Annotated in this window: 21 protein-coding genes; 12 read left to right on the top strand and 9 right to left on the bottom strand. The window is 68.4% G+C overall.

Features of this window, described 5'->3' with window-relative positions:
* Nucleotides 1-13: 13 nt before the first annotated feature.
* The 6 genes from VF289_RS07825 to VF289_RS07800 all read right to left on the bottom strand — a co-directional run bounded on the left by VF289_RS07825 (nt 14) and on the right by VF289_RS07800 (nt 6,871).
* Nucleotides 14-1,204, bottom strand: a complete 1,191-nt coding sequence (locus VF289_RS07825) for an AI-2E family transporter (protein WP_330882784.1) — start codon at nt 1,202-1,204, stop codon at nt 14-16.
* A gap of 180 nt (nt 1,205-1,384) precedes the next feature.
* Nucleotides 1,385-2,146 carry a MerR family transcriptional regulator gene (locus VF289_RS07820; RefSeq protein WP_330882782.1) on the bottom strand — a complete coding sequence of 254 codons (762 nt, stop codon included), beginning with the start codon at nt 2,144-2,146 and terminating at the stop codon, nt 1,385-1,387.
* Nucleotides 2,139-3,392, bottom strand: a complete 1,254-nt coding sequence (locus tag VF289_RS07815) for an MFS transporter (RefSeq protein WP_330882781.1) — start codon at nt 3,390-3,392, stop codon at nt 2,139-2,141. The genes VF289_RS07820 and VF289_RS07815 overlap by 8 nt, the downstream gene beginning before the upstream one ends.
* Before the next feature lie 82 nt (nt 3,393-3,474).
* Nucleotides 3,475-3,786 (bottom strand): hypothetical protein, encoded by a 312-nt coding sequence (locus VF289_RS07810; protein ID WP_330882779.1) that lies wholly within the window; start codon nt 3,784-3,786, stop codon nt 3,475-3,477.
* Nucleotides 3,787-3,962: 176 nt separating this feature from the next.
* Nucleotides 3,963-6,080, bottom strand: a complete 2,118-nt coding sequence (locus tag VF289_RS07805; protein WP_330882777.1) for an FtsX-like permease family protein — start codon at nt 6,078-6,080, stop codon at nt 3,963-3,965.
* Nucleotides 6,077-6,871: an ABC transporter ATP-binding protein gene (locus tag VF289_RS07800; protein WP_330882775.1), complete on the bottom strand. Its 795-nt coding sequence runs from the start codon at nt 6,869-6,871 to the stop codon at nt 6,077-6,079. The genes VF289_RS07805 and VF289_RS07800 overlap by 4 nt, the downstream gene beginning before the upstream one ends.
* A 144-nt stretch (nt 6,872-7,015) precedes the next feature.
* Here VF289_RS07800 and VF289_RS07795 point away from each other — a divergent pair, with 144 nt between their 5' ends.
* On the top strand, nt 7,016-8,206 hold the full coding sequence (locus VF289_RS07795) for a sensor histidine kinase (RefSeq protein ID WP_330882774.1): 1,191 nt from the start codon (nt 7,016-7,018) through the stop codon (nt 8,204-8,206).
* Nucleotides 8,203-8,838: a response regulator transcription factor gene (locus VF289_RS07790; RefSeq protein ID WP_330882773.1), complete on the top strand. Its 636-nt coding sequence runs from the start codon at nt 8,203-8,205 to the stop codon at nt 8,836-8,838. Before VF289_RS07795 ends, VF289_RS07790 begins: the two co-directional genes overlap by 4 nt.
* Before the next feature lie 181 nt (nt 8,839-9,019).
* On the opposite strand, the gene VF289_RS07785 is transcribed toward VF289_RS07790, so the two are convergent.
* The gene (locus VF289_RS07785) at nt 9,020-9,682 is read right to left on the bottom strand and encodes a hypothetical protein (protein WP_330882771.1); all 663 of its coding nucleotides are present in this window, start codon (nt 9,680-9,682) and stop codon (nt 9,020-9,022) included.
* Nucleotides 9,683-9,791: 109 nt separating this feature from the next.
* Between VF289_RS07785 and VF289_RS07780 the strand changes: the two genes are divergently transcribed.
* Genes VF289_RS07780 through VF289_RS07770 form a run of 3 tightly spaced genes read left to right on the top strand, consistent with a single transcriptional unit; the run spans nt 9,792 to nt 11,787 of the window.
* On the top strand, nt 9,792-10,037 hold the full coding sequence (locus tag VF289_RS07780) for a hypothetical protein (protein WP_330882769.1): 246 nt from the start codon (nt 9,792-9,794) through the stop codon (nt 10,035-10,037).
* 2 nt (nt 10,038-10,039) lie between these two features.
* On the top strand, nt 10,040-11,173 hold the full coding sequence (locus VF289_RS07775; protein ID WP_330882767.1) for a sensor histidine kinase: 1,134 nt from the start codon (nt 10,040-10,042) through the stop codon (nt 11,171-11,173).
* Complete coding sequence (locus VF289_RS07770) at nt 11,170-11,787, top strand: response regulator transcription factor (RefSeq protein ID WP_330882765.1); 618 nt, start codon at nt 11,170-11,172, stop codon at nt 11,785-11,787. Before VF289_RS07775 ends, VF289_RS07770 begins: the two co-directional genes overlap by 4 nt.
* Nucleotides 11,788-12,677: 890 nt before the next feature.
* Here VF289_RS07770 and VF289_RS07765 read toward each other — a convergent pair.
* Entirely contained in the window at nt 12,678-13,118 is a 441-nt protein-coding gene (locus tag VF289_RS07765) for a hypothetical protein (protein WP_330882763.1), read from the bottom strand.
* Nucleotides 13,119-13,236: 118 nt separating this feature from the next.
* Between VF289_RS07765 and VF289_RS07760 the strand changes: the two genes are divergently transcribed.
* Nucleotides 13,237-13,815, top strand: coding sequence for a MarR family winged helix-turn-helix transcriptional regulator (locus VF289_RS07760; protein ID WP_330882761.1), 579 nt, complete (start codon nt 13,237-13,239; stop codon nt 13,813-13,815).
* Entirely contained in the window at nt 13,812-14,195 is a 384-nt protein-coding gene (locus VF289_RS07755) for a nuclear transport factor 2 family protein (protein WP_330882759.1), read from the top strand. The genes VF289_RS07760 and VF289_RS07755 overlap by 4 nt, the downstream gene beginning before the upstream one ends.
* A 24-nt stretch (nt 14,196-14,219) precedes the next feature.
* Here the strand turns inward: VF289_RS07755 and VF289_RS07750 are convergent, their stop codons facing one another.
* Nucleotides 14,220-14,939: a hypothetical protein gene (locus tag VF289_RS07750; RefSeq protein WP_330882757.1), complete on the bottom strand. Its 720-nt coding sequence runs from the start codon at nt 14,937-14,939 to the stop codon at nt 14,220-14,222.
* Nucleotides 14,940-15,089: 150 nt separating this feature from the next.
* Between VF289_RS07750 and arr the strand changes: the two genes are divergently transcribed.
* The 5 genes from arr (at nt 15,090) to wecB (ending at nt 20,586) form a co-directional block, all read left to right on the top strand.
* Nucleotides 15,090-15,515 (top strand): NAD(+)--rifampin ADP-ribosyltransferase, encoded by a 426-nt coding sequence (arr, locus tag VF289_RS07745; RefSeq protein WP_330882755.1) that lies wholly within the window; start codon nt 15,090-15,092, stop codon nt 15,513-15,515.
* A gap of 145 nt (nt 15,516-15,660) precedes the next feature.
* Nucleotides 15,661-17,457, top strand: a complete 1,797-nt coding sequence (locus VF289_RS07740) for a glycosyltransferase (protein WP_330882753.1) — start codon at nt 15,661-15,663, stop codon at nt 17,455-17,457.
* Nucleotides 17,447-18,346 carry an ABC transporter gene (locus tag VF289_RS07735; RefSeq protein ID WP_330882751.1) on the top strand — a complete coding sequence of 300 codons (900 nt, stop codon included), beginning with the start codon at nt 17,447-17,449 and terminating at the stop codon, nt 18,344-18,346. Before VF289_RS07740 ends, VF289_RS07735 begins: the two co-directional genes overlap by 11 nt.
* Nucleotides 18,330-19,349, top strand: a complete 1,020-nt coding sequence (locus VF289_RS07730; protein WP_330882749.1) for an ABC transporter ATP-binding protein — start codon at nt 18,330-18,332, stop codon at nt 19,347-19,349. The genes VF289_RS07735 and VF289_RS07730 overlap by 17 nt, the downstream gene beginning before the upstream one ends.
* Before the next feature lie 79 nt (nt 19,350-19,428).
* Nucleotides 19,429-20,586 (top strand): non-hydrolyzing UDP-N-acetylglucosamine 2-epimerase, encoded by a 1,158-nt coding sequence (gene wecB / locus VF289_RS07725; protein ID WP_330882747.1) that lies wholly within the window; start codon nt 19,429-19,431, stop codon nt 20,584-20,586.
* Nucleotides 20,587-20,610: the final 24 nt, after the last annotated feature.

Raw genomic sequence — 20,610 nt, 5'->3', positions numbered from 1 at the left:
TCTTGACGCTCCGTCATCCGCGGCGGCGTCGTCGTAACAGCGCGTATTTCGCCCGCTGGGTGTCGGTGGCCCTGTTCGCCACCCTCTCCTTCGGGTCCAGGGGGTCTTCGCCCAGGACGGGATCGTCCCCGCTCTGGTACCGGTCGGTCCAGACCTGGATCAGCGTCCACGCCATGGCGGTGTAGGGGACCGCGAGGATGGCCCCGAAGATGTTTCCGATGATGGTGCCGATCGTCAGGGACAGCAGCACGATGAGCGGGTGCAGGCTCAGGGTGCGGCCCATGACGACGGGTTGGAGGAGGTTGCCCTCGATCTGATTGACGGCGATGACGATACCGATGACGATCAGGGCTTCCACGGGCCCGGTGGTGACGAGGGTGACGGCGGCGGCCAGGATTCCGGCGACGGTGGCGCCGACGATGGGGATGAAACCGCCGATGAAGACGATCACGGCCAACGGCACGGCCAGCGGCACCCCGACGATCGCGAGCCCGATACCGATCAGCACCGCGTCGACCAGAGCCACGATGGCGGTTCCGCGCACATAGCCGCCGAGGACTCCCGATGCCCGGTCGACGGACTCGGCCAGCTTCGCTCGCGTCTCAGCCCGGAACCATCGCAGGACGAAGCTCCAGATCGTCGAGCCGTCCTTGAGGAAGAAGAACAGCAGCACGATGATCAGCACGATTCCGGTGAGCAGCTCGGTGGCCGCGGTGACGCCGGTGAGGGTGCTGGTGGCGAAATCGTCGCTGGTGACGTAGTCCGTGACCTGCTGGGTGGCATCGTCGATCATCGAGATGTCCAGAGGCAGAGTCGTGGAGCTGATCCATTGCTGGAGCTGCTTCCAGGCGGCCACTGCGGAGGATACGAGACTGTCCCATTCGCTGCGGATCGCGAGCACCACCCCGGTGACGACTCCTCCGACGACGAGCACGATGGCCGAGAACGAGGCGAGTGTGGCCCAGAGGCGTGACCACCCCTTGCTGATCAGCCACTTCACCAGAGGTGCCACCGCAGAGGCGAGGATCAACGCCACCAGCACGGCCACCACCACGACGCGCACGCGCAGCAGCAACCACACCACCCCGGCGACCACCGCGGCGATCAGGAGCAGCTGACCGGCGCGGGACCCGGCCCGGCCCAGATTGTCGGACCAGGGATTCTGCGCCTGGCCGGAGTCCGCCCGATGCGATGGGGACATCATTCTGATCTCCTGCGTAGTAGTGACTGCTCGACCATGTCGGCGAGGCCCGAGGGGCATCTCCTCCGCGGGCCGGCGAGGAGTGGATCCGTCGCCAGGTGATGGCGTGAGCCTGGAGGGTGTTCAGGCTCGTCGCCCGCCTCGTGCGCACGGGCGCGAACGGGTGGGAGGTGTTCTGAGGGGTCAGACATCGTCATCGGCGCGATGCAGCGCCGCCTGCAGTCTCTCAAGAACCTCCAGCTGCGAGGCGGTGAGGTGCTCCGCGCCGTGCTTCCGGAGTTCGGTGTCGGTCAGGACAGGCAGGCCTGGTGCGTCCTCGGTGGTGAGCTCCCTGAGGATCGGCGCGAAGATCTCTGTGAACTGCTCTGTGAGCTGGTCGATCTCGCGTTCAGCGGCGGCGTCGCCGAGGGTCGCCCATGCGGTCATGGCCGCCGCCGTGGTGCGGGCATGTTCGGGCCGACTGATCAGGGTGTACACCGCGGTGACGTATGCCTGGCCCCGGGCGCCGAGAACCTGCGCCAGGATCAGGGAGTGGTCACGGTCGGCCGCTGCGGCGATCTCGGACAGCCCGGACCGCCGAAGCGCGCTATGGGGGGCGGCGATCTCCGGCGGGAGGTCTGGGGGAGCTCCGTGGCGCTTGAGCAGTGCCAGGTGTTCCCGTTGGCGGGTGAGGTGGTCGATCTGTGCGGAGAGCTCCGCCTCCAGGCTGTCGTACAGCTCGTTCTGAGTGGGCTGGCTGTCGTGAAGGATGGTGGAGATCTGTGCCAGCGAGAATCCCAGCTCGACCAGACGACGAATCCGCAGCAGGGTCACCACGGCGGCGGGCTCGTAGTCCCGGTATCCGTTGGAGGACCGGGCCGGCTCCTCGAGCACGCCGACGTGGTGGTAGTGGCGCAGGGTGCGGGTGCTGATCCCGGCGAGGCGGGCGAGGTGGCTGCTACGCACTCGGGGCCACCTGGTGACCATCCTGGGTGTCGACGACGGGCGCCTCGAGGTTCCGCATCGCTCGGGTGAAGAGCGCGATCACGAGCCCCAGTGCCCATCCGGAGGCGAGGATGATCAGCGCCATGTGAACCCCGGTCGCTTCGGTGATCGCACCGGCGAGGAAGATCCCCAGCGGTGAGGCCGCCGTGACGAACGTGTTCTGCGTGCCCAGCACCCGGCCTCGCGTGCGCTCCGGGATCCGTTCGATCGACAGCATCCCGATCAGCGCTCCGAACAGGCCGACGGAGAAGCCGAGGACGAACGCTCCGGCGAGCAGCACCCACACCGACCACAGGGTGGCCACGATGATCAGCCCGGCGATGTTGCCCAGTACCCCTGCGACGAACCACATGCGGCGCGAACCTCGCGTCCCTGCGACCGCATAGATGCCACCTCCGACGAGGGAGCCGGCCGCGATGGCACTCATGACCAGCCCGATCATGCCGGGCTCGCCGATCTGCGTGAAGTAGAGCGGAAGGATGATTCCCTGCAGTCCGCCGATGGCGGTGACGGCCACGATCGTGATGAGCGTCGTCGCGCGGACGAATCCATTGCTGAGCATCTCCGACCACCCTTCCCGCAGCTGTCCCCACGCCCTGGAGGCCTGTGCGCCTGGTGTCGCTGGGCCCTTCTCGAGGTCACCTACTCGGCGAGGGATCGCCAGAGTGATCAGGGCTGCCGCGAGCGACGTGGCCGCGGTGATCCAGAGTGCGGTGGTTCCGCCCCATACTGTCACCAGAACTCCCGCCGCAGCAGGGCCCACCAGGATGGCGACGGCGCCCAACGCTTCCCGAGCACCGGTGATGCGCTCGGCCGAGACCGTCCCGTGGCGGATGATTCCCGGCAGCAGCGCTTCCCGCGCGGTGATACCGGGGACGTCTCCGATGGCGCCGATGATTCCGAACAGCACGAACCAGCCCACGGTCAGGCCTGTGACCATATCGACGATCGGCAGAGCAAGCATGGCCGCGGCAGAGATCAGATCCGTCACGACGGACGAGGTCCGCCGGTTGATGCGATCGATGACCACGCCCATGAACAGTCCGGCGAGGACTGCGGGGATGATCGTGGCCGCGGCCACTGTGCCCGCGGCGAGAGCGCTGCCCGTGGTCTGCAGCACCACCAGGGGCAGAACGATGGCGGCGATGGAGTTCCCCAGGGCCGAGAGCGTGTAGGACGCGAGATAGGCGGTCGGTATCAGTCTCATGGTGCAAGCAGAAACTACGACGCCACGTCGGGGTCAAGCGGCGGCGGACGGCATGTCGCACGGCGAGAAGGGGTACGTCGCCCTAGTTCCAGGCGTACTGCGTGTCTCCGCTGCGCACCACCGTCCAGGTGCCGCAGAGGTGTCCTTCCTCGGGCAGCGACTCCGGCAGCCAGTCGGCCTCGATGCGGGGCTCCGTGGAGACGTCGTCCTCCGTGCAGTGCTCCGAGGTGAACGCCGTCGGGCTGGTCCACCGGAACACGCTCTCGTCGCTGTCGAGCTGTGCGACGAGTCTGATGTCGGTGGCATCGTCGGGCAGGAAGCCCTGGAAGCGGAAGGACTCCTCCGACTCCTTCGCCTCGGCGGCGGTGTCGAAGGTGTATTCCCTCTCTCCCACCTGGAAGGCGTCCTGGAAGACGGTGCAGCCGCTGAGGAGCAGGGCGGCGGCCGCCCCTGCCGCGTAGAGAGGAGCGCGTCGACGTCGGGTGGTGATGGTGTGCCTCCGTGCTGTGTGAGAGAGAGGGGCCCCTCGCTGCGGTCGCGAGGTGACGGGTGGGACGGCGCGGCGCGCCTTCATGCCGCCAGCCCGAGGGCGGGCGGGACGCGGCCGGCGTTCCACATCGGGATCGCCGCGGCCGCGATCGCTGCGGCGATCACTGCCAGGAACAGCACAGCCAGCGTTCCGAGAGGGGGGACCCCGACGGCCATGCCCAGGATGTGGAGGGCCAGGATCCCGAAGAGACCTCCGACGCCGACCCCGGTGCTCGCACCGACCGCTGCGGCGAGGGCGGCCTCGGCACCGATCGCACGGCGTGCCACGGCCCGGGACAGGCCCAGCGCTCGCAGCAGGGAGATCTCCTGTCGACGCTCGGTGACCGAGAGGGACAGGGTGACCATGACGCCGATCAGCGCGACCAGGAGGGTCACCCCGATCATCGCCCCGCCGACGGCCTGGCCGATGAGGATCATCTGGTCGATCCCCGACTGCACATCGGCCGCCCAGAAGACGTCCGTGCCGGGATCGATGGTCCCGAGCACCGCCGACCGCAGCTCGTCGTCGCTCGTTCCCGGGGTCGCGTCGATGAGGATGTCGAGGTCCTCGATCCGTGCGTCGACGGCGGGGTGCTCGTCGAGCTGAGCGACGAGGGCGTCCGGGTCCTCGACCAGGTCGGTGGGGATGATCGCCGGTGCAGGGAAGTTCCGGGCGACACCGTCGCGGGCGTCCTGCGTGGCGCCCGAGACTCCCACGGTGAGCGCTGCGGTGAGGCCCACGCCGAGCGTGAGCACGGTGGTCATCGCGGCGGTGCGCCGTGACGCGCGGCGGGTGTTCGCGACCGCGAGGCTCATCGCCGGGGAGCGGGACGCGAGCGGTCGCAGCATGGCGGCGGCGATGCTCACCAGGAGCGGCCCGAGGAGCACGAGCGCGAGGAACACCAGTGTGCCGCTGAGCGCCGCGAGGGCCAGACCGAGGAACTCCTGCTCGGAGGAGACGAGCACGCCGAGCCCGGCGGCGGCCGCGGCCGTGAGGACGAGAGCAGCGGCGAGCATGAGGCGCGGCCCTCGCCGCACCGGGCGTGCCTCGGTGGCTCGCGAGCTGCCCAGAGCCTCCACGGGAGAGGCCTGTCCGGCGGTGCGGGCGGCAGGCACCGCCGCAGCCAGTGAGGCCGTTGCGGCGAGGGCGACGCATCCGATCAGTCCTGTCACGGGCGCGCTGAACGGGGCGGTCAGCAGTCCCGCATCGCGTGCGATCGCGATCATGACCGCACCGATGCCGGTGCCGATGCCCACTCCGAGGACCCCTCCGATCACCCCGATGCACGCGGCCTCGACGAGCACGAGCCTGCGCACCTGCGCGCGGGACGCTCCGATGCAGCGCAGGAGGGAGAGCTCCGTGGCACGGCGGACGAGCAGGATACGGAACGTCGAGCTCACGATCACCACGGCAGCCAGCATCGCCAGCGCGACGAACAGCACCAGACCGCCAATCACTCCGACGAGGGTGTCGGTCACGGTCCGGGCCTCGGCGTCCCGCTTCTCCTCGCCGCTGGAGATCACGCTGTGCGGTGCGAGGGCCTCGAGATCGGTGAGGGCCACATCGCCGGTCACGAAGATCTGGACCGGGATCATCACGTCTCCGAGCGCGGCGGCGTCCTCCTCGCGCACGAGGGCCGCGTCCCTGCCGAACTCGTGCACCGGGCCGATGCCGGCCACGGTCAGCTCTCGCCCGTCCACGATCATGACGTCCCCGACGGACGCCCCGGTGCGTGCGGCGGTGCTCTCGCCCAGCACCACCTCTCCGGGCTCCGGGGCGCTGCCGGAGGTCAGCTCGGGCACGGCACTCAGCGGGCCCGAGCCCGGATCGCTGCTCAGCTTCCACGTCGAGGTGGTCCCCCCGATCTGCACCTCCGCGTCTCCGAGGGATTCGACGACGACCTGTTCGGTGCCGGGCAGTGCCCGGAGAGTTTCTGCCGTGCGGTGGACCTCCTCGGCGTCGACGTCTCCGCGGGGGACGATCACGGCATCCGCCGCCTCCGGGGTGGTGATCCCGAACGCTTCGAGGGCGGTGCGCCCGTTGGTGGCGAGCAGGAGCGCTGTGGCGGCGAAGGCCGTGGCAGCGACGACGGCGATCCCGATCAGGAGCGCCTGGCGCGGGCGCCGGAGCGCGCTCAGGAGTGCGGTGCGCAGGATCATCGCCCGGCCACCTCCTGGCCGAGCGCTCCGTGGCCGACCCGCTCCAGCACGCTGTCGCGGCTCGCGGAGGTGAACGCGTCGACGGCGCGCCCGTCCTCCAGCAGGATCACCTCGTCGGTGAACGCCGCGGCGGCAGGGTCGTGCGTCACCATGACGACGCTCTGCCCGTAGTCATCGACGCATCCTCGGAGCATCTCCAGCAGCTGCCGGCTCGAGGTGCTGTCGAGAGCGCCTGTCGGCTCGTCGGCCACCACCAGATCCGGGCGTCCCAGCAGTGCGCGGGCGACGGCGACGCGCTGGCGCTGCCCGCCGGAGAGCTGCGAGGGCAGATGGCTGAGCCGGTCCGCGATCCCCAGGCGCTCGACGAGCTCTGTCCGCCAGGACCTGTCGGGACGCCGTCCCGACAGCGAGGCGGCCAGGTCGATGTTCTCCCCGGCGGTGAGGTGCGGGAGCAGGTTGCCGTCCTGGAAGACGAAGCCGATCCTGCGTCGGCGCTCGGCGGTGAGTGCGCGATCATCCAGCGAACCGAGCTCCGTGCTGCCCAGCAGGACCCGTCCGGAGGTCGGCTGGTCGAGGCCTGCCAGGCAGTGGAGGAGGGTGGACTTGCCCGAGCCGGAGGCCCCCATGATCGCGGTGAAGCGCTGCGCCGCCACCGCGATGCTCAGGCCGTCCAGGGCCCGGACCTTTCCGGTGCCGGATCCGTACTCGCGCACGACGTCGAGCACACGGACGGCGTAGCGCGCGTCCGCCTCGTCGAGGGTGTTCAGCTGGTCGGTCATCAGAGGTGCCATGTCCTCATGATGCGCAGCGGGTTGCCGTGCCCGCCTCGACCGCGGGAGCGATCCCTGCCGCGCCCCGTCGTCCTTTCGGACGAGAATCGTGCCGCACCCACCTCTCCTCGGGGCCTCGACCCGCCTCCGCTCTAGACTGCTCGCGTGGCAGAGCGGATCCGGACAGAGCAGACGCGGCGGTCCCCTCGCCCGCTGTGGCTCCGGGGTGCCGCGGTGGTGGCCGATCTCCTGCTGCTCGGCCTGCTCCTGGCGATGGATTTCGAGCTCGGAGTGCGTCTGCTGCCCCCGGATCCCGGCATCGACGCGATCGGAGGGTCTCTGGCGACGGCGCTGGTCGCCGTCATCGCCGCGGTCATCGCGCTCCTGCGCCGGGTGCTTCCCCCGCGCGCCACCGTGGGCACGATCCTCGCGCTCTCGCTGCTCGCCTCGCTGCTGGCCCTGTTCACCGACCACCTCTCGCCGTCCCTGACCGAGGCCGCTGCGCTGCTCGTGGCGACAGCGGTCGGGATCCGGGCGGAGCGCTCCCCGCGCGGGGCGATCGTGGTCGCCGCCGGGACGCTCCTCGCCGTCCTCGCCGCCGTGCTGCTGCGTCTCGCGCCCGATGCCACCGCCACGCTGCTGGGCATCGTGGTGTGGGGGTGCGCGGTGACCGCGGGCATCGCGGCGCGGCACCTCCGTTCGACGCGGGAGACGGCGCTGGAGGACGCCCGACGGGCGGAGCGGATGGAGCTCGCACGGGAGCTGCATGATGTGGTGGCTCACCAGGTCAGCGGCATCATCGTCCAGGCCCAGGCAGCGAATGCCGTCGCGTCCGGAGATGCTGAGCGTGCGGCCGCTGCGTTCTCCGCGATCGAGGCGGCCGGCGCCGAGGCCCTCTCCGGCATGCGACGCATGGTCGGGGCGATCCGCGACGACGCGGAGCACGCCGCCCCGCTCACCGTGCCCTACGGCCTGGCCGATGTCCCGGCTCTCGTGGACAGCTTCGACCCGTCGCGGGAACGGACGTTGCTCACCCTCGAGGCGACGGACGACGCTCTCCCCTCGGGGCTCGGAGAGTCCGCCTACCTGATCATCCGGGAGGCGCTCACCAACGTGCGGCGGCACGCCCCGGGAGGACGCACCCGCATCGACGTGCGCCGGATCGGCTCCGAGCTGGTCCTCGAGATCCGCAACGACGGCGTCCGACACCCTCCCCGGGGCCCCAGGACCACCGGCTACGGACTCACCGGGATCGCAGAACGGGTCGCGATGCTCGGCGGACGCCTGGACGCCGGGCCGGACGCCCCGGGGACCTGGACCGTGCGAGCCCACCTCCCGACAGGAGCGGCACGATGATCGGCGTCGTCCTGGCCGACGACCACGAGATGGTCCGCACCGGCTTCCGCATGGTCCTCGACGCGGAGGACGACATCGCCGTGATCGGCCTGGTCGGCACCGGGCAGGACGCCGTGGACGCGGCGAGGAGGCTGCGCCCCGACGTGGTCCTGATGGATATCCGGATGCCGGGGATGAACGGTCTGGATGCGACGCGGCTCATCACCGCGATGCCGGACGCGCCGCGCGTGGTCGTCGTGACCACCTTCGATTCCGAGGAGTACCTGCGCACCGCGATCCACGCAGGGGCCTCCGGCTTCCTGCTCAAGGATGCCGGCCCGCGGCTGCTCATCGAGGCTGTCCGTGCGGCGGCCAGCGGTGATGCCCTGGTCTCTCCGTCGATCACGGTGAGACTGCTGGGAGAGATCGCCGCCTCCCACCCGGCGACCAGCGCCCCGCACGACCTGTCCGCACGCGAGCTCGAGATCGCGACCGCCATCGCCCGGGGTCGCACCAACGAGGAGATCGCCGCCGACATGTTCATCACCCTCTCCACCGTGAAGTCCCATGCGCGCAACATCAGCGTGAAGCTCGGGGCGCGCAACCGCGTCGAGATCGCCGCGTGGGTCTGGCGCGCACGGCTGATCCGCTAGGTCCAGCGGTGACCAGCGGCCGCTAGACGATGCTCGAGATCACCAGGGGAACGACCAGCGCCAGGGCGTTGTCGACCCCATGGAGGATGACCCCGGGCCAGATCGATCCCGACCACGCGACCAGCGGGGCCGCGAGCACACCGACGACGAGAGCGGCGAACGCCCCGGGGCCTGCGGGGTCCTACAGCAGCAGCTGCTGGAGCGGGTGGACGAGGTACCGCAGCGAGTACGCCTCCCAGAGCGCACCGATGATGAGCAGCACCAGGGCGGGAAGGGCGAGCAGCCCGATCTTCTGCAGGCCGCGCAGGTAGCTCCGGCGGCGGTTCGGCGCACCGGCGGTGCGGGGGAGCAGCCAGTGCGTCCCGTGGAGGTACGCGCCGAGCGACAGCAGGATGTACGCCTGGAACTCGAGGACGATGGTGAGCGAGTGCGGGATGAGCGCCACCCAGCCCGAAGCATCGGTCGGGGCCAGGGTGATGCCGGTCTGGACGCTCCAGGCGCCGAAGAGGGCCAGTCCTGCGAAGGGGAGGATCAGCGAGGGCAGCACGATCGTCAGGAGGCTGAGCCGGAGCACGTTGACGGCCAGAATGGTGAGTGCGAACAGCGGCGGGATGCTCACGAGCCAGGTCACGAGATCGGTGGTGCCGTCATCGACCATCGCGGAGGTGCGTGCTGCGACGAGCTCGGGGAAGGCCAGACCGAGTGCGAACCCGATGAGCCCCAGGCCGTAGGCGGCCGCATTCATGAGCAGATAGGCGCGTCGGTTCTCGCGGATGATCTGGAAGGGTCGTCGTCGCAGGGGGACGCGCGGGGCAGGAGGGAGAGGAGCCGGTGTGGAGGTCATGTCTCCATCGGACGCCGGTGGGGTGCTCGTCGGCAATGCTCCGGTGTCATCGGCCGGGATGACGCTGTGTCACTGTCGCGCGACCGCGAGCGATGGCACCGTAAGGGTCATGAAGATGCTCGATGCCCTGCTGAACCTCGTCCTGGTGGTCTCCGTGACCGTGTTCCTCGCGTATGTGGGGCTGCGCTATTTCGATCACGGGCTCTTCACCGTGCTGCCCGCGAGCGTCGTCGAGTTCTTCACGAGCCATGCGGCCCTGGGCTGGGTCGCGCTCGGCCTGGTCATCGCGACCATGATCGCCAAGGTCCCCGTGGGGCGCGCGATGACTCGAGCGGCCGACGGGAGACGGAGCTGACCATGGCGGGGGACGCCCCGGTCGGCTCGCCGAGCGACCTGCGGATGCGGCGGATGGCGATGGCCACCGCCGTCGCCGCGATCGCGCCTGTCAGCATCCTCGGCGTCGCGCTGACGGCATCGTCCTGGTGGGAGGGGCTGACGATATCGATCGGCTACCTGCTCACCCTCGGTGTGCTGCGCGAATGGAGTCTGGAGGGGTACCCGCGCCGGGCGGTCTTCGCCCTCATGTTCACCGCCGTGGCATGGGGCGTCGGAGCCCTGACCGCCGCCAGCCCGATCAGCTTCGTCCCGCTGTCCCTCGTGGGCGGGCTGCTCGTCGCCCGCACCGGGCACCGCATCCTGTGGATAGGGGCCCTCACGGCGGGTGTCACGGCGATCGGGGCGAGCGCCTTCGCCGCCCACCCGGTCACCGGAGCTCTCGCCGCGACCTACCTCCTCACCCCGTTCCTCGGCACGCTGTCCATCGCCGGGGTCCTCCTCGCCAGCGAGCAGGCCTGGCACGTCGTGCGACGGCTCGAGAGCGCCACCGAGATGGAGCGGGAGCTCGCCGTCGCCGGTGAACGGATGCGCTTCGCCGGCGACCTCCACGACATCCACGGCCAAACGCTCCATGCGATCAGGCTGCGGACGGTTCTCGCCCGTCGGCTGGTGCGCACCGACCCCGACCGTGCCGAGAGCGAGCTCGACGAGATCCGTCGGCTCGCCGAGGCCGCCATCGCCGACACCCGGTCCCTGGCGCATGCCACCTACGCACTGAACCTGGTCGCGGAGATCGAGAACGCCAAGCGACTGTGCGAGGCCGCGGGCATCACCGTCGAGACGCGAATCGAGGACGGGGCCGGCACCTCCGCGCATCCTCTCCTGGCGCAGGTGCTCCGGGAGGCCACGACCAATCTGCTCCGCCACGCACGCCCCACGACGGTCACGATCACCGCCTCGCCGGGTGCGGTCGAGATCGTCAACGACGGCGTGCACGAGAACGGCGAGAGCGTTCTGAACGGCCTGGCGCGGCTGCGCCGGCGTGTGGAGGACACCGGTGGCGAACTGCGGATCGATCGCGCTGCGGGCCTGTTCACCGTCGGCGCGAGGGTCGATCCCGTCTCCGCCGGCACGGCGAGCGGAGCGACACGATGAGCGACAAGGTCCCGATCCGGATCCTTCTGGCCGACGACGAGCACCTGCTGCGTTCGGCGCTCGCAGCACTGCTGCCGCTCGACGGGACCCTCGAGGTGGTCGCGCAGGCGAGCCATGGCGTCGAGGCCGTGGCAGCGACCCTGCAGCATCGACCCGATGTGCTGATCATCGACCTCGAGATGCCGGAGATGGGCGGCCTCGAGGCGGTCGCCGCGATGAGGGTCGAGCTGCCGGAGCAGAAGGTCCTGATGCTCACCCGGCATGCCCGGCCCGGCGTCCTGCGACGCGCCCTGGGGCTCGGCGTGCAGGGATTCATGAGCAAAGGAGCCGACCCCGAAGAGATCGTCCGGGTGGTCCGCGCACTGCACGAAGGGCGCCGATGGATCGCCCACGACGTGCTCGAAGCCTCTGTCATGGACGACTCACCGCTGACCGAACGTGAGGTCGAGGCCCTCCGCGAGACGCGCGAGGGCTACTCGGTGCGGGAGATCGCCCGACGCCTGCACCTCGCACCCGGGACCGTGCGCAACTACCTCTCGAGCTGCCTGCACAAGACCGGCACGACCACGCGTCATGACGCGGCCAGGGTCGCCCGGGACCGCGGCTGGCTCTGACCCACCCGGGCGCTTGCCACGCGTCGAAAGCGTGGTGCGGGATCGCCACCCGCTACGACAAGCACTCGCGCTCTCCGTCCGTCGGCCGTGGGCATTGCCCGTTGCCTTCGACACTGGCGGAGCGATCCAGGGTCCGGAGAGCCCGGTCGAGCCCGGTCTCTGCAGGGCCAGGCCGCCGGACCCGAGTCTGCGACGGCGAGGGGATGAGCGCTCCCCAGACATGACGACATCGCCCCCACCCAGACCGTGAGGCCAGGATGGAGGCGTTCCGCGAACGGCGTATCCAGGGGGTTTCATTCGCTGGGCTAACCATCCCTGACTGTGCACCCTGTCCGAGGTCCATCGGCGTGGAACGGTGCCTCGTGCTCCCAGGAGCCGCATCACGTATCGAGTCGAGGACCCTCACGATCTCGGCCAGAACTTTCGGAGCCACCATGCTCACCGGATTGGACACGACACTGTGCGGTTCGAGACACGAGCTGGGTCCTTCCCCCGCGTCGCGCCGTGGTCTATCTTCCTGCTAAGTCCGGAGGAGTGAGAGTGCTTGGACTCGCGGTGGCGGACAACGCGTCGGCCGGATCCGCCACTCACCCTTGGGAGTCTGCATGGACGCACACTCGCTTGAACTCTCCGATCCAGATCGGGACGGGTGCACCATCCATCACGACGCTGCTGGCGTATGGGTGACCTGCACCAGTGAGGCGATCGAAGTGACCGTCGGTCCGCTGCCGCTGGATGCACTCCGCGAGTGGATCCTCGCGCCCCGGAGTGTGTGAGCCGTGAGGACGGCATAGGTCCAGCTGCGGGCCGACGTCATCGGTGGAGGCGCCGCACGCCGTGTAGCGACACTCTCCAGCGCCAGCTCGCACCTGATCGCGCATCAGTCTTGTTCAGCTGATCGTGAGGACTGTGGTGGCGCTTCTCTGTCGGGTCAGGATCGGGAGGGAGGGTGCGATCGAGAAGGTGATGACGTTCTCTGTGAAGCGATGGCCCAGCGCGTCCTCCATGTCCGGCACGACGCGTTCCATGATCGAGTCCACAGCGCTGGCGAAGTCCGTGCCGGCGTGCATCGTGACCTCGGCGTCGAGGCGCGGGGAGTGCGGGGGCCCCTGGATTTGAAACTGCGCCGTGGCGATCGCCGGCACAGCACGCGCGCGACGCCTTCCTCGACGGGAAGTGCGCCTGATGGTCCGCTCCCACGCGAGTTCCGGTGCGGAGTCAGCGCGCCGCCTGCCGATGAACGGGGTCGCCGAGGGCGAGCCTGGAAATGCGCCGGAGGCTGCATCGGGGATGCCGGCGAGCGGGGGTGCGGCATCGGCAATGGTGCTCATGAGTCCTCTTCGGCCGGGGGGCTCGACGCCCGCTCAACTGGTTGATAGCCTAACTGTTAGCCAGGCTATACGAGTCGTGGACTGGCGGTCAACAGAAAGTTCGGAGGGGGATGTTGACATGAGTGCGGCGATGTCGCCTGATCAGGCGTCCAGTGGCTATTGGTACGCGTCGGAAGGGTCGGAGACCGCGTCATCGGTGGAGCTTCTCCATGAGCTGCGCCGGTACGTCGAATCCAACGCCCGGATGCGGTCGCGGGTGCGCGATGACATGGGTATGGGGGAGAAGGATCTGCTCGCCCTGAGGATCCTGCTGGCGGCCGACTCGACCGGCCGCAGAGTCCGGCAGCGCGAGCTCGCGGTGCAGCTGAACATCACGGCCCCCTCGGTCAGCGCACTGGTGGATCGACTGGTGCGCGACGGATATGTCGAACGCATGCCTCATCCCTCCGATCGCCGGTCGATCGCCGTCGTCCCTACTCAGCGAGGGCACCAGGAGGTTCGGGAGACCCTGCAGGCGATGCATGCGCGGATGATGGACGTTGCGGAGACCTTGACTGCTCGGGATCGCGCAGTGGTGGCGTCGTTCTTCCGGAAGCTCAACCACTCGCTGGAAGTTCTCGGTCCTCACGGCGGCCAAGGTGAGAACCCGGACGCCATCGCACCGGAGGCTGTCCCGGGGCGCGTGGGGGAGCAATGATGCAGCTTCCTCAGGCCCTGGTGGGGTTGTTCGACGCGGAGAATCGGCGTGACTGGGAGGGCCTGGCCGCGCTGCTCCACCCGGACGTCGAGTGGACCGTGACCCCCAGCCGGCGCGGTCGGACTGTCGGCATCGATGCGTACCTGGAACGGCTCGAGGAATCCTACCGGGAGAGCGGCGAGGCCGTGTTCAAGATCCGCCGCATCGTTCGCGGGGATGATGCACTGACGGCGACCGAGCTGGTCGATCAAGCAGGCAACATCTCCCTGGAAGTGTTCGAGCTCGATAACGGTCTGGTGCGTCGCGCCTGGTCGTATCTCTTCGAGGCACCGATCACGGAGCCTCCCGACAGCGACCTTCTCGTCCCGACCCCCGCCTGATGTCGCCGGGAGCAGTCGTCCCACTCAGCGCAGCAGGAGCAGCTGGCGCAGCCACGGCACGTGCTCACCGATCAGCGCGTACACGCCGTCGCCGAGCACCGCGATCCCGCACAGCGCGAGCAGCATCGCCAGCGCCGTCTGCAGGGCGCGGCGGCGCGGGCCGACGACCTCCATCACCCGCGTCACCAGCTGCTCGTGCTTGCCGAACATCGCGGCGGCGATCACCGCGACCAGCGGCGCCTGGTAGAGGAGGTTCCACGCCACCAGCAGCGCCACGTGGCGCAGGAGGTGCTGCTCCTGAGAGGCCATGCCCACGGCGATCGTGAACCCGGGATCGGCCAGCGCGGTCCCCGCGAAGCCCACGCCGGCCAGCGCGAGCGGGGCGATGGCGAGGCGCTTCGGGGTGGCGCGCTGCTCGAGCCGGCCGTGCGGGGTGGGCGGCCGGGAGGCGGCCCGGAACTGGTGCAGGCTTACGGCGAGCAGGGCGAGGCCCACCACGATCTCCACCACGCCGATCGCGTTGTTCGAATCGAGCACCGGCCGCAGCCAGCGATGCAGCAGCGACAGCAGCGGACGCAGGATCAGCGTCGCCGCGATGATCACCGCCGTGTACCCGCCGGCGAAGGCCAGCAGGTGCCGCACCGTGCCGCCGCGCAGCATCACGCTGATCGCGATCACACCTCCCAGCACGTCCACCGCCACCACGGCGAGCCCGAAGAAGGCGAGGATCCCGGCGAAGGTCATGGTGAGAAGGGTATGAGAGGCCGCGGTGCGGAGACGATGGGGCAGACCCCGGGATGGGGGTGGGGATTCCCGCACGGCGCTTCGCGATGGCTCCGCCTGCGCGAGGATGAGGGCCGGCCGGGCGAGGGCCCGACGGAGAGCGAGGACGAGATGAGCGAACCAGTCCCCTTCGAGGTGTACGAGGAGGGCGTCTACCTCCATGGCACCAGGGCCATGCTGGCGCCGGGAGAGCTCCTCACCCCGACCCAGCCCTCGAACTACCGCGAGGACGCCCCGCTGCGACACGTGTACTTCACCCAGACGATGCACGCCGCGGCCTGGGGTGCCCAGCTCGCCCGCGGCGACGGAGTGCCCCTCGTCTACGTCGTGGAGCCGACGGGGGAGATCGAGGACGATCCGAACGTCACCGACAAGCGGATGCCAGGCAACCCCACCCGCTCGTACCGGACCCTCGAGCCCGTGCGGGTGGTGCGCGAGGTCGGGGACTGGTCGCGGCACAGCGAGGAGAGAGTGCGGACGATGCAGGAGGGGCTGGCGGAGCTGCGGGAGGCGGGGCGGAACGAGATCATCGAGTGACGTCCACGATCTGCGTGGACGGTGAGCGAGCACAGGAAGGTCTCGATCCTGTGTGCATTTGGGTACTTTATTGAAGAGTGACTGAAAGTGGCAGGTAGAATTCCGCCGAGCCGTCTACCTGACGCGCACCTGTAGAAGGAGGACTGTGCCGAGCCCACGCAACGTCGTGCGCAATGCGCGGCTCCTCCTCCAATCAGCCGCACAGCACCTGGTGGACGATCCGGCCCTGCTCGTAGTCCAGGCGAGCCGACGACTTCCGTTCCGACTCCGGGTTCGCGCCGGCAGGGTGCTGCAGAACGTCGCAGGCCGGCTCTCCGGCGGGCAGGGGGTTGCTGCCCTGGGTGCCTTCATGGCCGGGAACACGGCTACGGCACACGAGCTCGTCACGCACGCCCCTGCATCGAGGTCGAGGATGCGCGGCGAGGTTGCGGTTCTCCTCGGGCGCTTCGATCTGCTCTCTTCGGCATCGGCACCGTCGACAATAGCGCGTGCCGCATGGAGCCGCGGCGACCTGAGCGGTGCGGCGGAGATCCTGGATCGTGCTGGCCGAAGCGACTCACGCTATGCCCGGCGCCTACGCAGTGAACTGCAGCTCCTCACGCCTGGCTATCGACTGCCAGTCTCCGGCGCACCTCGGCCGATCCGTGCACCCCGCGCCGCAGGCGATCCGATGCGCGTGCTGCACGTGCTCACCAACTCCCTCCCGCACACACAGTCCGGCTACTCGCTGCGAAGTCACCGGATCCTCATGGCGCTGCGGGAACAGGGCATCGAATCCGTCGCTCTGACGCGTACCGGCTATCCCGTGATGGTGGGGAAGTTCCTGGCGGGCGACGAGGATGTGGTCGAGGGGATCCGGTATGTGCGCAGCCTGCCGGCCACACTGCCCCGCACCCAGGAGGAGCGACTTCTGGCGGAGGTGGATCGCGCACTCGAGCTGGTCGAGGAGTTCCAACCGCACATAGTCCATGCCACGACGAACTACCACAACGCACTCGTGGCTCAAGCAGTCGCCGATGCCGCCGGCCTGCCCTGGGTTCTTGAGGTCCGCGGGCTGATGGAGCAGACGTGGATCGCCTCGCACGCCACCGAACAGGCTCAACTCGAGGCCGCTTCCTCGGAGAAGGCGCGAGTGATCGCGGCGCGCGAAGTGGAACTCGTCTCCGAAGCAGACGCCGTCGTGACCCTCAGCGACACGATGGTCGCAGAGCTCGCACGGCGCGGGGCCGCTCCGGAGGCGATCACCGTCGTGCCCAACGGGGTCGATCCGGCTCTCCTGGCCCAGAACTTCTCACCGTCCGAAGCCCGTGCCTCCGTGGGCTTGGACCTGGAGGGGGCTTTCGTCGTCGGAGCCGTCAGCGCTCTCGTGGACTACGAAGGATTCGACACGCTTCTGCGGGCAGTGGCGCTGCTGATGGAGGACCCGGACACCGACGCCGAGCTGCGGGAGCGCCTGCACGTGATTCTGGCAGGTGATGGAACTGCCGCACCTGCCTTGCGCAAGCTCGCGCATGATCTGGGAATCGGGGGGCGCGTGATCATGCCGGGCCGGATCTCTCGCGACAGCGCACGGCACTGGGTCCAGGCGCTGGATGTGGTGGTGGTGCCTCGGCAGGACGTCGAGGTGGCACGCTTGGTCACCCCGCAGAAGCCGGTCGAAGCGCTGGCGCTCGCACGTCCTGTGATCATCTCCGATCTTCCGGCCCTACGGGAGACGGTCTCCACCGACTCAGGCCGCCTGGAAGCCTTGACGTTCCCCGCAGGCTCGGCCCGCAAGCTGGCAGAGAGCATCGATGCCGCATATTCGAGTGGAGCTCAGGCTGCGCAAGCGGGCCGGACGATCGCCGCAGGTCGCACGTGGACTGCCCTCGTCCAGCGATACGGCAGTATTTACAGCAATACCCTTGCCCGGACTGAGGAGGACTGCACGCGTGGCCGATGACGCCAAAGAACCGCAACTGATCGCGCAGGCCCTTCGTGACCGCGGGCTCGACCCCACAGGACTCACGCCGATTGGTGTGCGCCCTCCGCTCCCGGCCTACGTGCGGGGGATCTGGGACCGGCGCCACTTCATCTGGATGGATGCGCGGCACCGGGTCGCGACCTCGAACACCAGGAACCTGCTGGGACGCTTCTGGTTGGTGCTGCGGCCGATGCTGGAAGCCGCGATGTACTACGTGATCTTCGCCGAGATCCTCGGCATCACGCGGGGGATGGAGAACTTCCCCGGATTCATCATCATCGGTGTCCTGATGTTCCGCTCCACGATGCGCGCGATCAGCTCCAGCCCTGCCCTCCTCCCCTCGAACAAAGCGATGATCAGGGCATTCGTCTTCCCACGGGCTTCGCTCGCGGTTTCGGCTGAGCTCCGGGAAGCCATACAGATGGTGTACACGACGGCCACCATGATCGTGATGATCATGGTGGTGCCGTTCCACGAGCGCCCCGAGTGGACCTGGCTCCTCGTGCCGGTGATCTTCGTGTTCCAGTTCTTCCTGAACCTGGGGATATCGCTGACCCTGGCACGGATCGGCTTCATCTTCCCGGACATGTCCAACTTCATGGCGCTGACCGGTCGACTGTTCATGTACGGATCAGGCGTGATCTTCCCGATCGAGAACTTTGTGGACAACAATCCGCTGATTGCCTCGCTCATCCAGGTCAACCCGATCTACCACATGCTGGTGATGTACCGAGAGGTGCTCATGGACGGAACGATCCCGGCTCCGGAGCATTGGATGACCCTGGGGACATGGGCTGTAGGACTCACCGTCTTCGGGCTGCTGTTCTTCTGGCGGGGAGAGGAGACGTACGGTGCCGAGCAGCGCTGAGACAGAACGGTGGATCGCACCGACGGAATCGCCCCTGACGGTGGTCGCGCACAATGTGAGGGTGCGGTACAAGGTGGTCCGCACGGACCGCGCACGGCGCACGAGCCTGATCGGCAAGTTCCGTCGCAAGCAGCTCGTTTCCGTCGCCGCCTTGCGCGGGGTGTCCTTCACCGCACGCGCAGGGGAGTTCATCGGCATCATCGGGAGGAACGGCTCGGGGAAGTCGACGCTCCTGCGGGTGCTGGCGGGGCTCGAACCACCGAGCTCGGGCACCGTGATGACCAGTGCGAGCCCGATGCTCCTGGGCGTGAACGCGGCACTGATCCCCGACCTCACCGGGGCGGAGAACGTCAAGCTGGGCGCGCTCGCCATGGGACTGTCACCCCAGAAGGCTGACGACATCTTCGAAGAAATCGTGGAACTCTCGGCCCTCGGTGACGCGATCGACCTGCCGATGCGCACCTACTCCTCCGGAATGGCCTCCCGCCTGAAGTTCGCCATCTCTCTCGCAGCGGACCCCTCGATCCTCATGATCGATGAAGCGCTCGCCACCGGGGACGCGACGTTCGCCGAGAGGTCCAAGCGAGCAATGGACGGCATGCTGGAGAAGGCAGGGACGGTCTTCCTGGTCAACCACGCGGCGCAGACCATCGAGAACATGTGCTCGCGCGCGATCTGGATGGAACGCGGCCAAGTGGTGCTCGACGGCGACGCCGTGGACGTGGCGCGGAAGTACCGATGGTTCGCCCACAACCTCGCCCAGGGCAATGAGGAGAAGGCAGCGGGCCTCCTTCGCGACGCCATGGATGAAGGCCTGGAGCAACGGCGCGAGTCGGAACTGCTACCGGCCCCGTCCACGCGGAAACCACTCGATACTGCACAGGCTAGACGCGACCGCTCTGCTCCCGAGCTCGAACCGGATCCGTTCATGAAGATCTTCAGCCAGGATTCGGAAGCCCGGAGCTTCCCCAACGCTCCGCACACGTCGTACAAGAACGACTGACCCCCTCAGCGCCGCACACCACCGACTGACCCACTCAGCACCGCACACCACCGAAGGGAACATCGTGGCACTTCGCATCATGACCATCTACGGCACGAGGCCCGAGGCGATCAAGGTCGCCCCGATTGTCAAAGCCATCGAGCAGGACGCCGACCTCGAGAACATCATCGTTGTCACGGGCCAGCATCGAGAGATGCTCGATCAGGTGAACACGATGTTCAACATCGTCCCGGACCATGATCTGAACATCATGGCTGCGGGACAGAGTCTCAACGGCATCGTCGCCAAGGTGATCAGCGGCGTCGACACGATCCTCGAGAACGAGAAGCCGGACGCGGTGATCGTGCAAGGCGATACGTCCACCGTCATGGGCGCAGCCGTGGCCTCGTTCAACCGCCAGATCCCGGTGCTCCACCTGGAGGCGGGCCTTCGCTCCGGTGACATCAACTCGCCCTTCCCCGAGGAGGCGAATCGTAAGCTCACCAGCCAGATCGCCGCTCTGCATCTCGCGCCGACGTCCACCAGCAAGGCGAACCTCACGCGTGAAGACATCAGCGAGAACGACATCGTGATCACCGGCAACAGCGTGATCGATACTCTGCTGTTCGCCACCGCGAATCTGGATGTCACCTTTGATGACCCTCGCCTCGAGGAGCTGCAGCAGAAGGCAGCCACCGCAGGTGCCGGCCGCATCCTGCTGGTCACCGCACACCGCCGGGAGAATCTTGGCTCCGCCATGGAGGACATCGGCAACGCCGTGGCAGATCTGGCACGCAAGTACCCGGATATCACCGTGGTGTTCCCGATCCACAAGAACCCCAAGGTGCGCGCCTCCATCCGCCCTGCCGTGGAGGATCTGGAGAACGTGCTTCTGATCGAGCCACTTCCCTACGCACAGTTCACTCGCGCACTCAGCCTGGCTCACGTTGTCCTCACGGACTCCGGAGGCGTCCAGGAGGAAGCTCCGAGCCTCGGCAAGCCTGTCCTGGTGATGCGCGAGAACACGGAGCGGCCTGAAGCAGTCGTGGCCGGGACCGTGAAGCTCATCGGCACTCACCGTCAGCGTCTGGTCGATGAGGTGTCGCTGCTGTTGGATTCCGATGAGGCCTACCAAGGCATGGCCAACGCTGTGAACCCGTACGGTGACGGAGACGCTGCCCGGCGAACGATCGAAGCGATCAAGTGGCGCTTCCTGAACGGGGCCCGCCCGGAAGACTTCAGAGACCAGCTCAGCTGATCCAGGCCGCGAAGGCACAGCACA

Source organism: Brachybacterium sp., from assembly GCF_036379615.1.
Lineage (GTDB): Bacteria > Actinomycetota > Actinomycetes > Actinomycetales > Dermabacteraceae > Brachybacterium.
This window is presented reverse-complemented; position numbering and strand designations above follow the sequence as displayed.

Excerpts from the sequence above, each read along its gene's own strand:
- VF289_RS07790 (WP_330882773.1), top strand. The coding sequence starts at position 8,203 with ATGATCGGCGTCGTCCTGGCCGACGACCACGAGATGGTCCGCACCGGC.
- VF289_RS07780 (WP_330882769.1), top strand. The coding sequence starts at position 9,792 with ATGAAGATGCTCGATGCCCTGCTGAACCTCGTCCTGGTGGTCTCCGTG.
- VF289_RS07815 (WP_330882781.1), bottom strand. The coding sequence starts at position 3,392 with ATGAGACTGATACCGACCGCCTATCTCGCGTCCTACACGCTCTCGGCC.
- VF289_RS07765 (WP_330882763.1), bottom strand. The coding sequence starts at position 13,118 with ATGAGCACCATTGCCGATGCCGCACCCCCGCTCGCCGGCATCCCCGAT.
- VF289_RS07775 (WP_330882767.1), top strand. The coding sequence starts at position 10,040 with ATGGCGGGGGACGCCCCGGTCGGCTCGCCGAGCGACCTGCGGATGCGG.
- VF289_RS07825 (WP_330882784.1), bottom strand. The coding sequence starts at position 1,204 with ATGATGTCCCCATCGCATCGGGCGGACTCCGGCCAGGCGCAGAATCCC.
- arr (WP_330882755.1), top strand. The coding sequence starts at position 15,090 with ATGAGCGAACCAGTCCCCTTCGAGGTGTACGAGGAGGGCGTCTACCTC.
- VF289_RS07800 (WP_330882775.1), bottom strand. The coding sequence starts at position 6,871 with ATGGCACCTCTGATGACCGACCAGCTGAACACCCTCGACGAGGCGGAC.
- VF289_RS07785 (WP_330882771.1), bottom strand. The coding sequence starts at position 9,682 with ATGACCTCCACACCGGCTCCTCTCCCTCCTGCCCCGCGCGTCCCCCTG.
- wecB (WP_330882747.1), top strand. The coding sequence starts at position 19,429 with ATGACCATCTACGGCACGAGGCCCGAGGCGATCAAGGTCGCCCCGATT.
- VF289_RS07750 (WP_330882757.1), bottom strand. The coding sequence starts at position 14,939 with ATGACCTTCGCCGGGATCCTCGCCTTCTTCGGGCTCGCCGTGGTGGCG.
- VF289_RS07755 (WP_330882759.1), top strand. The coding sequence starts at position 13,812 with ATGATGCAGCTTCCTCAGGCCCTGGTGGGGTTGTTCGACGCGGAGAAT.
- VF289_RS07770 (WP_330882765.1), top strand. The coding sequence starts at position 11,170 with ATGAGCGACAAGGTCCCGATCCGGATCCTTCTGGCCGACGACGAGCAC.
- VF289_RS07760 (WP_330882761.1), top strand. The coding sequence starts at position 13,237 with ATGAGTGCGGCGATGTCGCCTGATCAGGCGTCCAGTGGCTATTGGTAC.
- VF289_RS07805 (WP_330882777.1), bottom strand. The coding sequence starts at position 6,080 with ATGATCCTGCGCACCGCACTCCTGAGCGCGCTCCGGCGCCCGCGCCAG.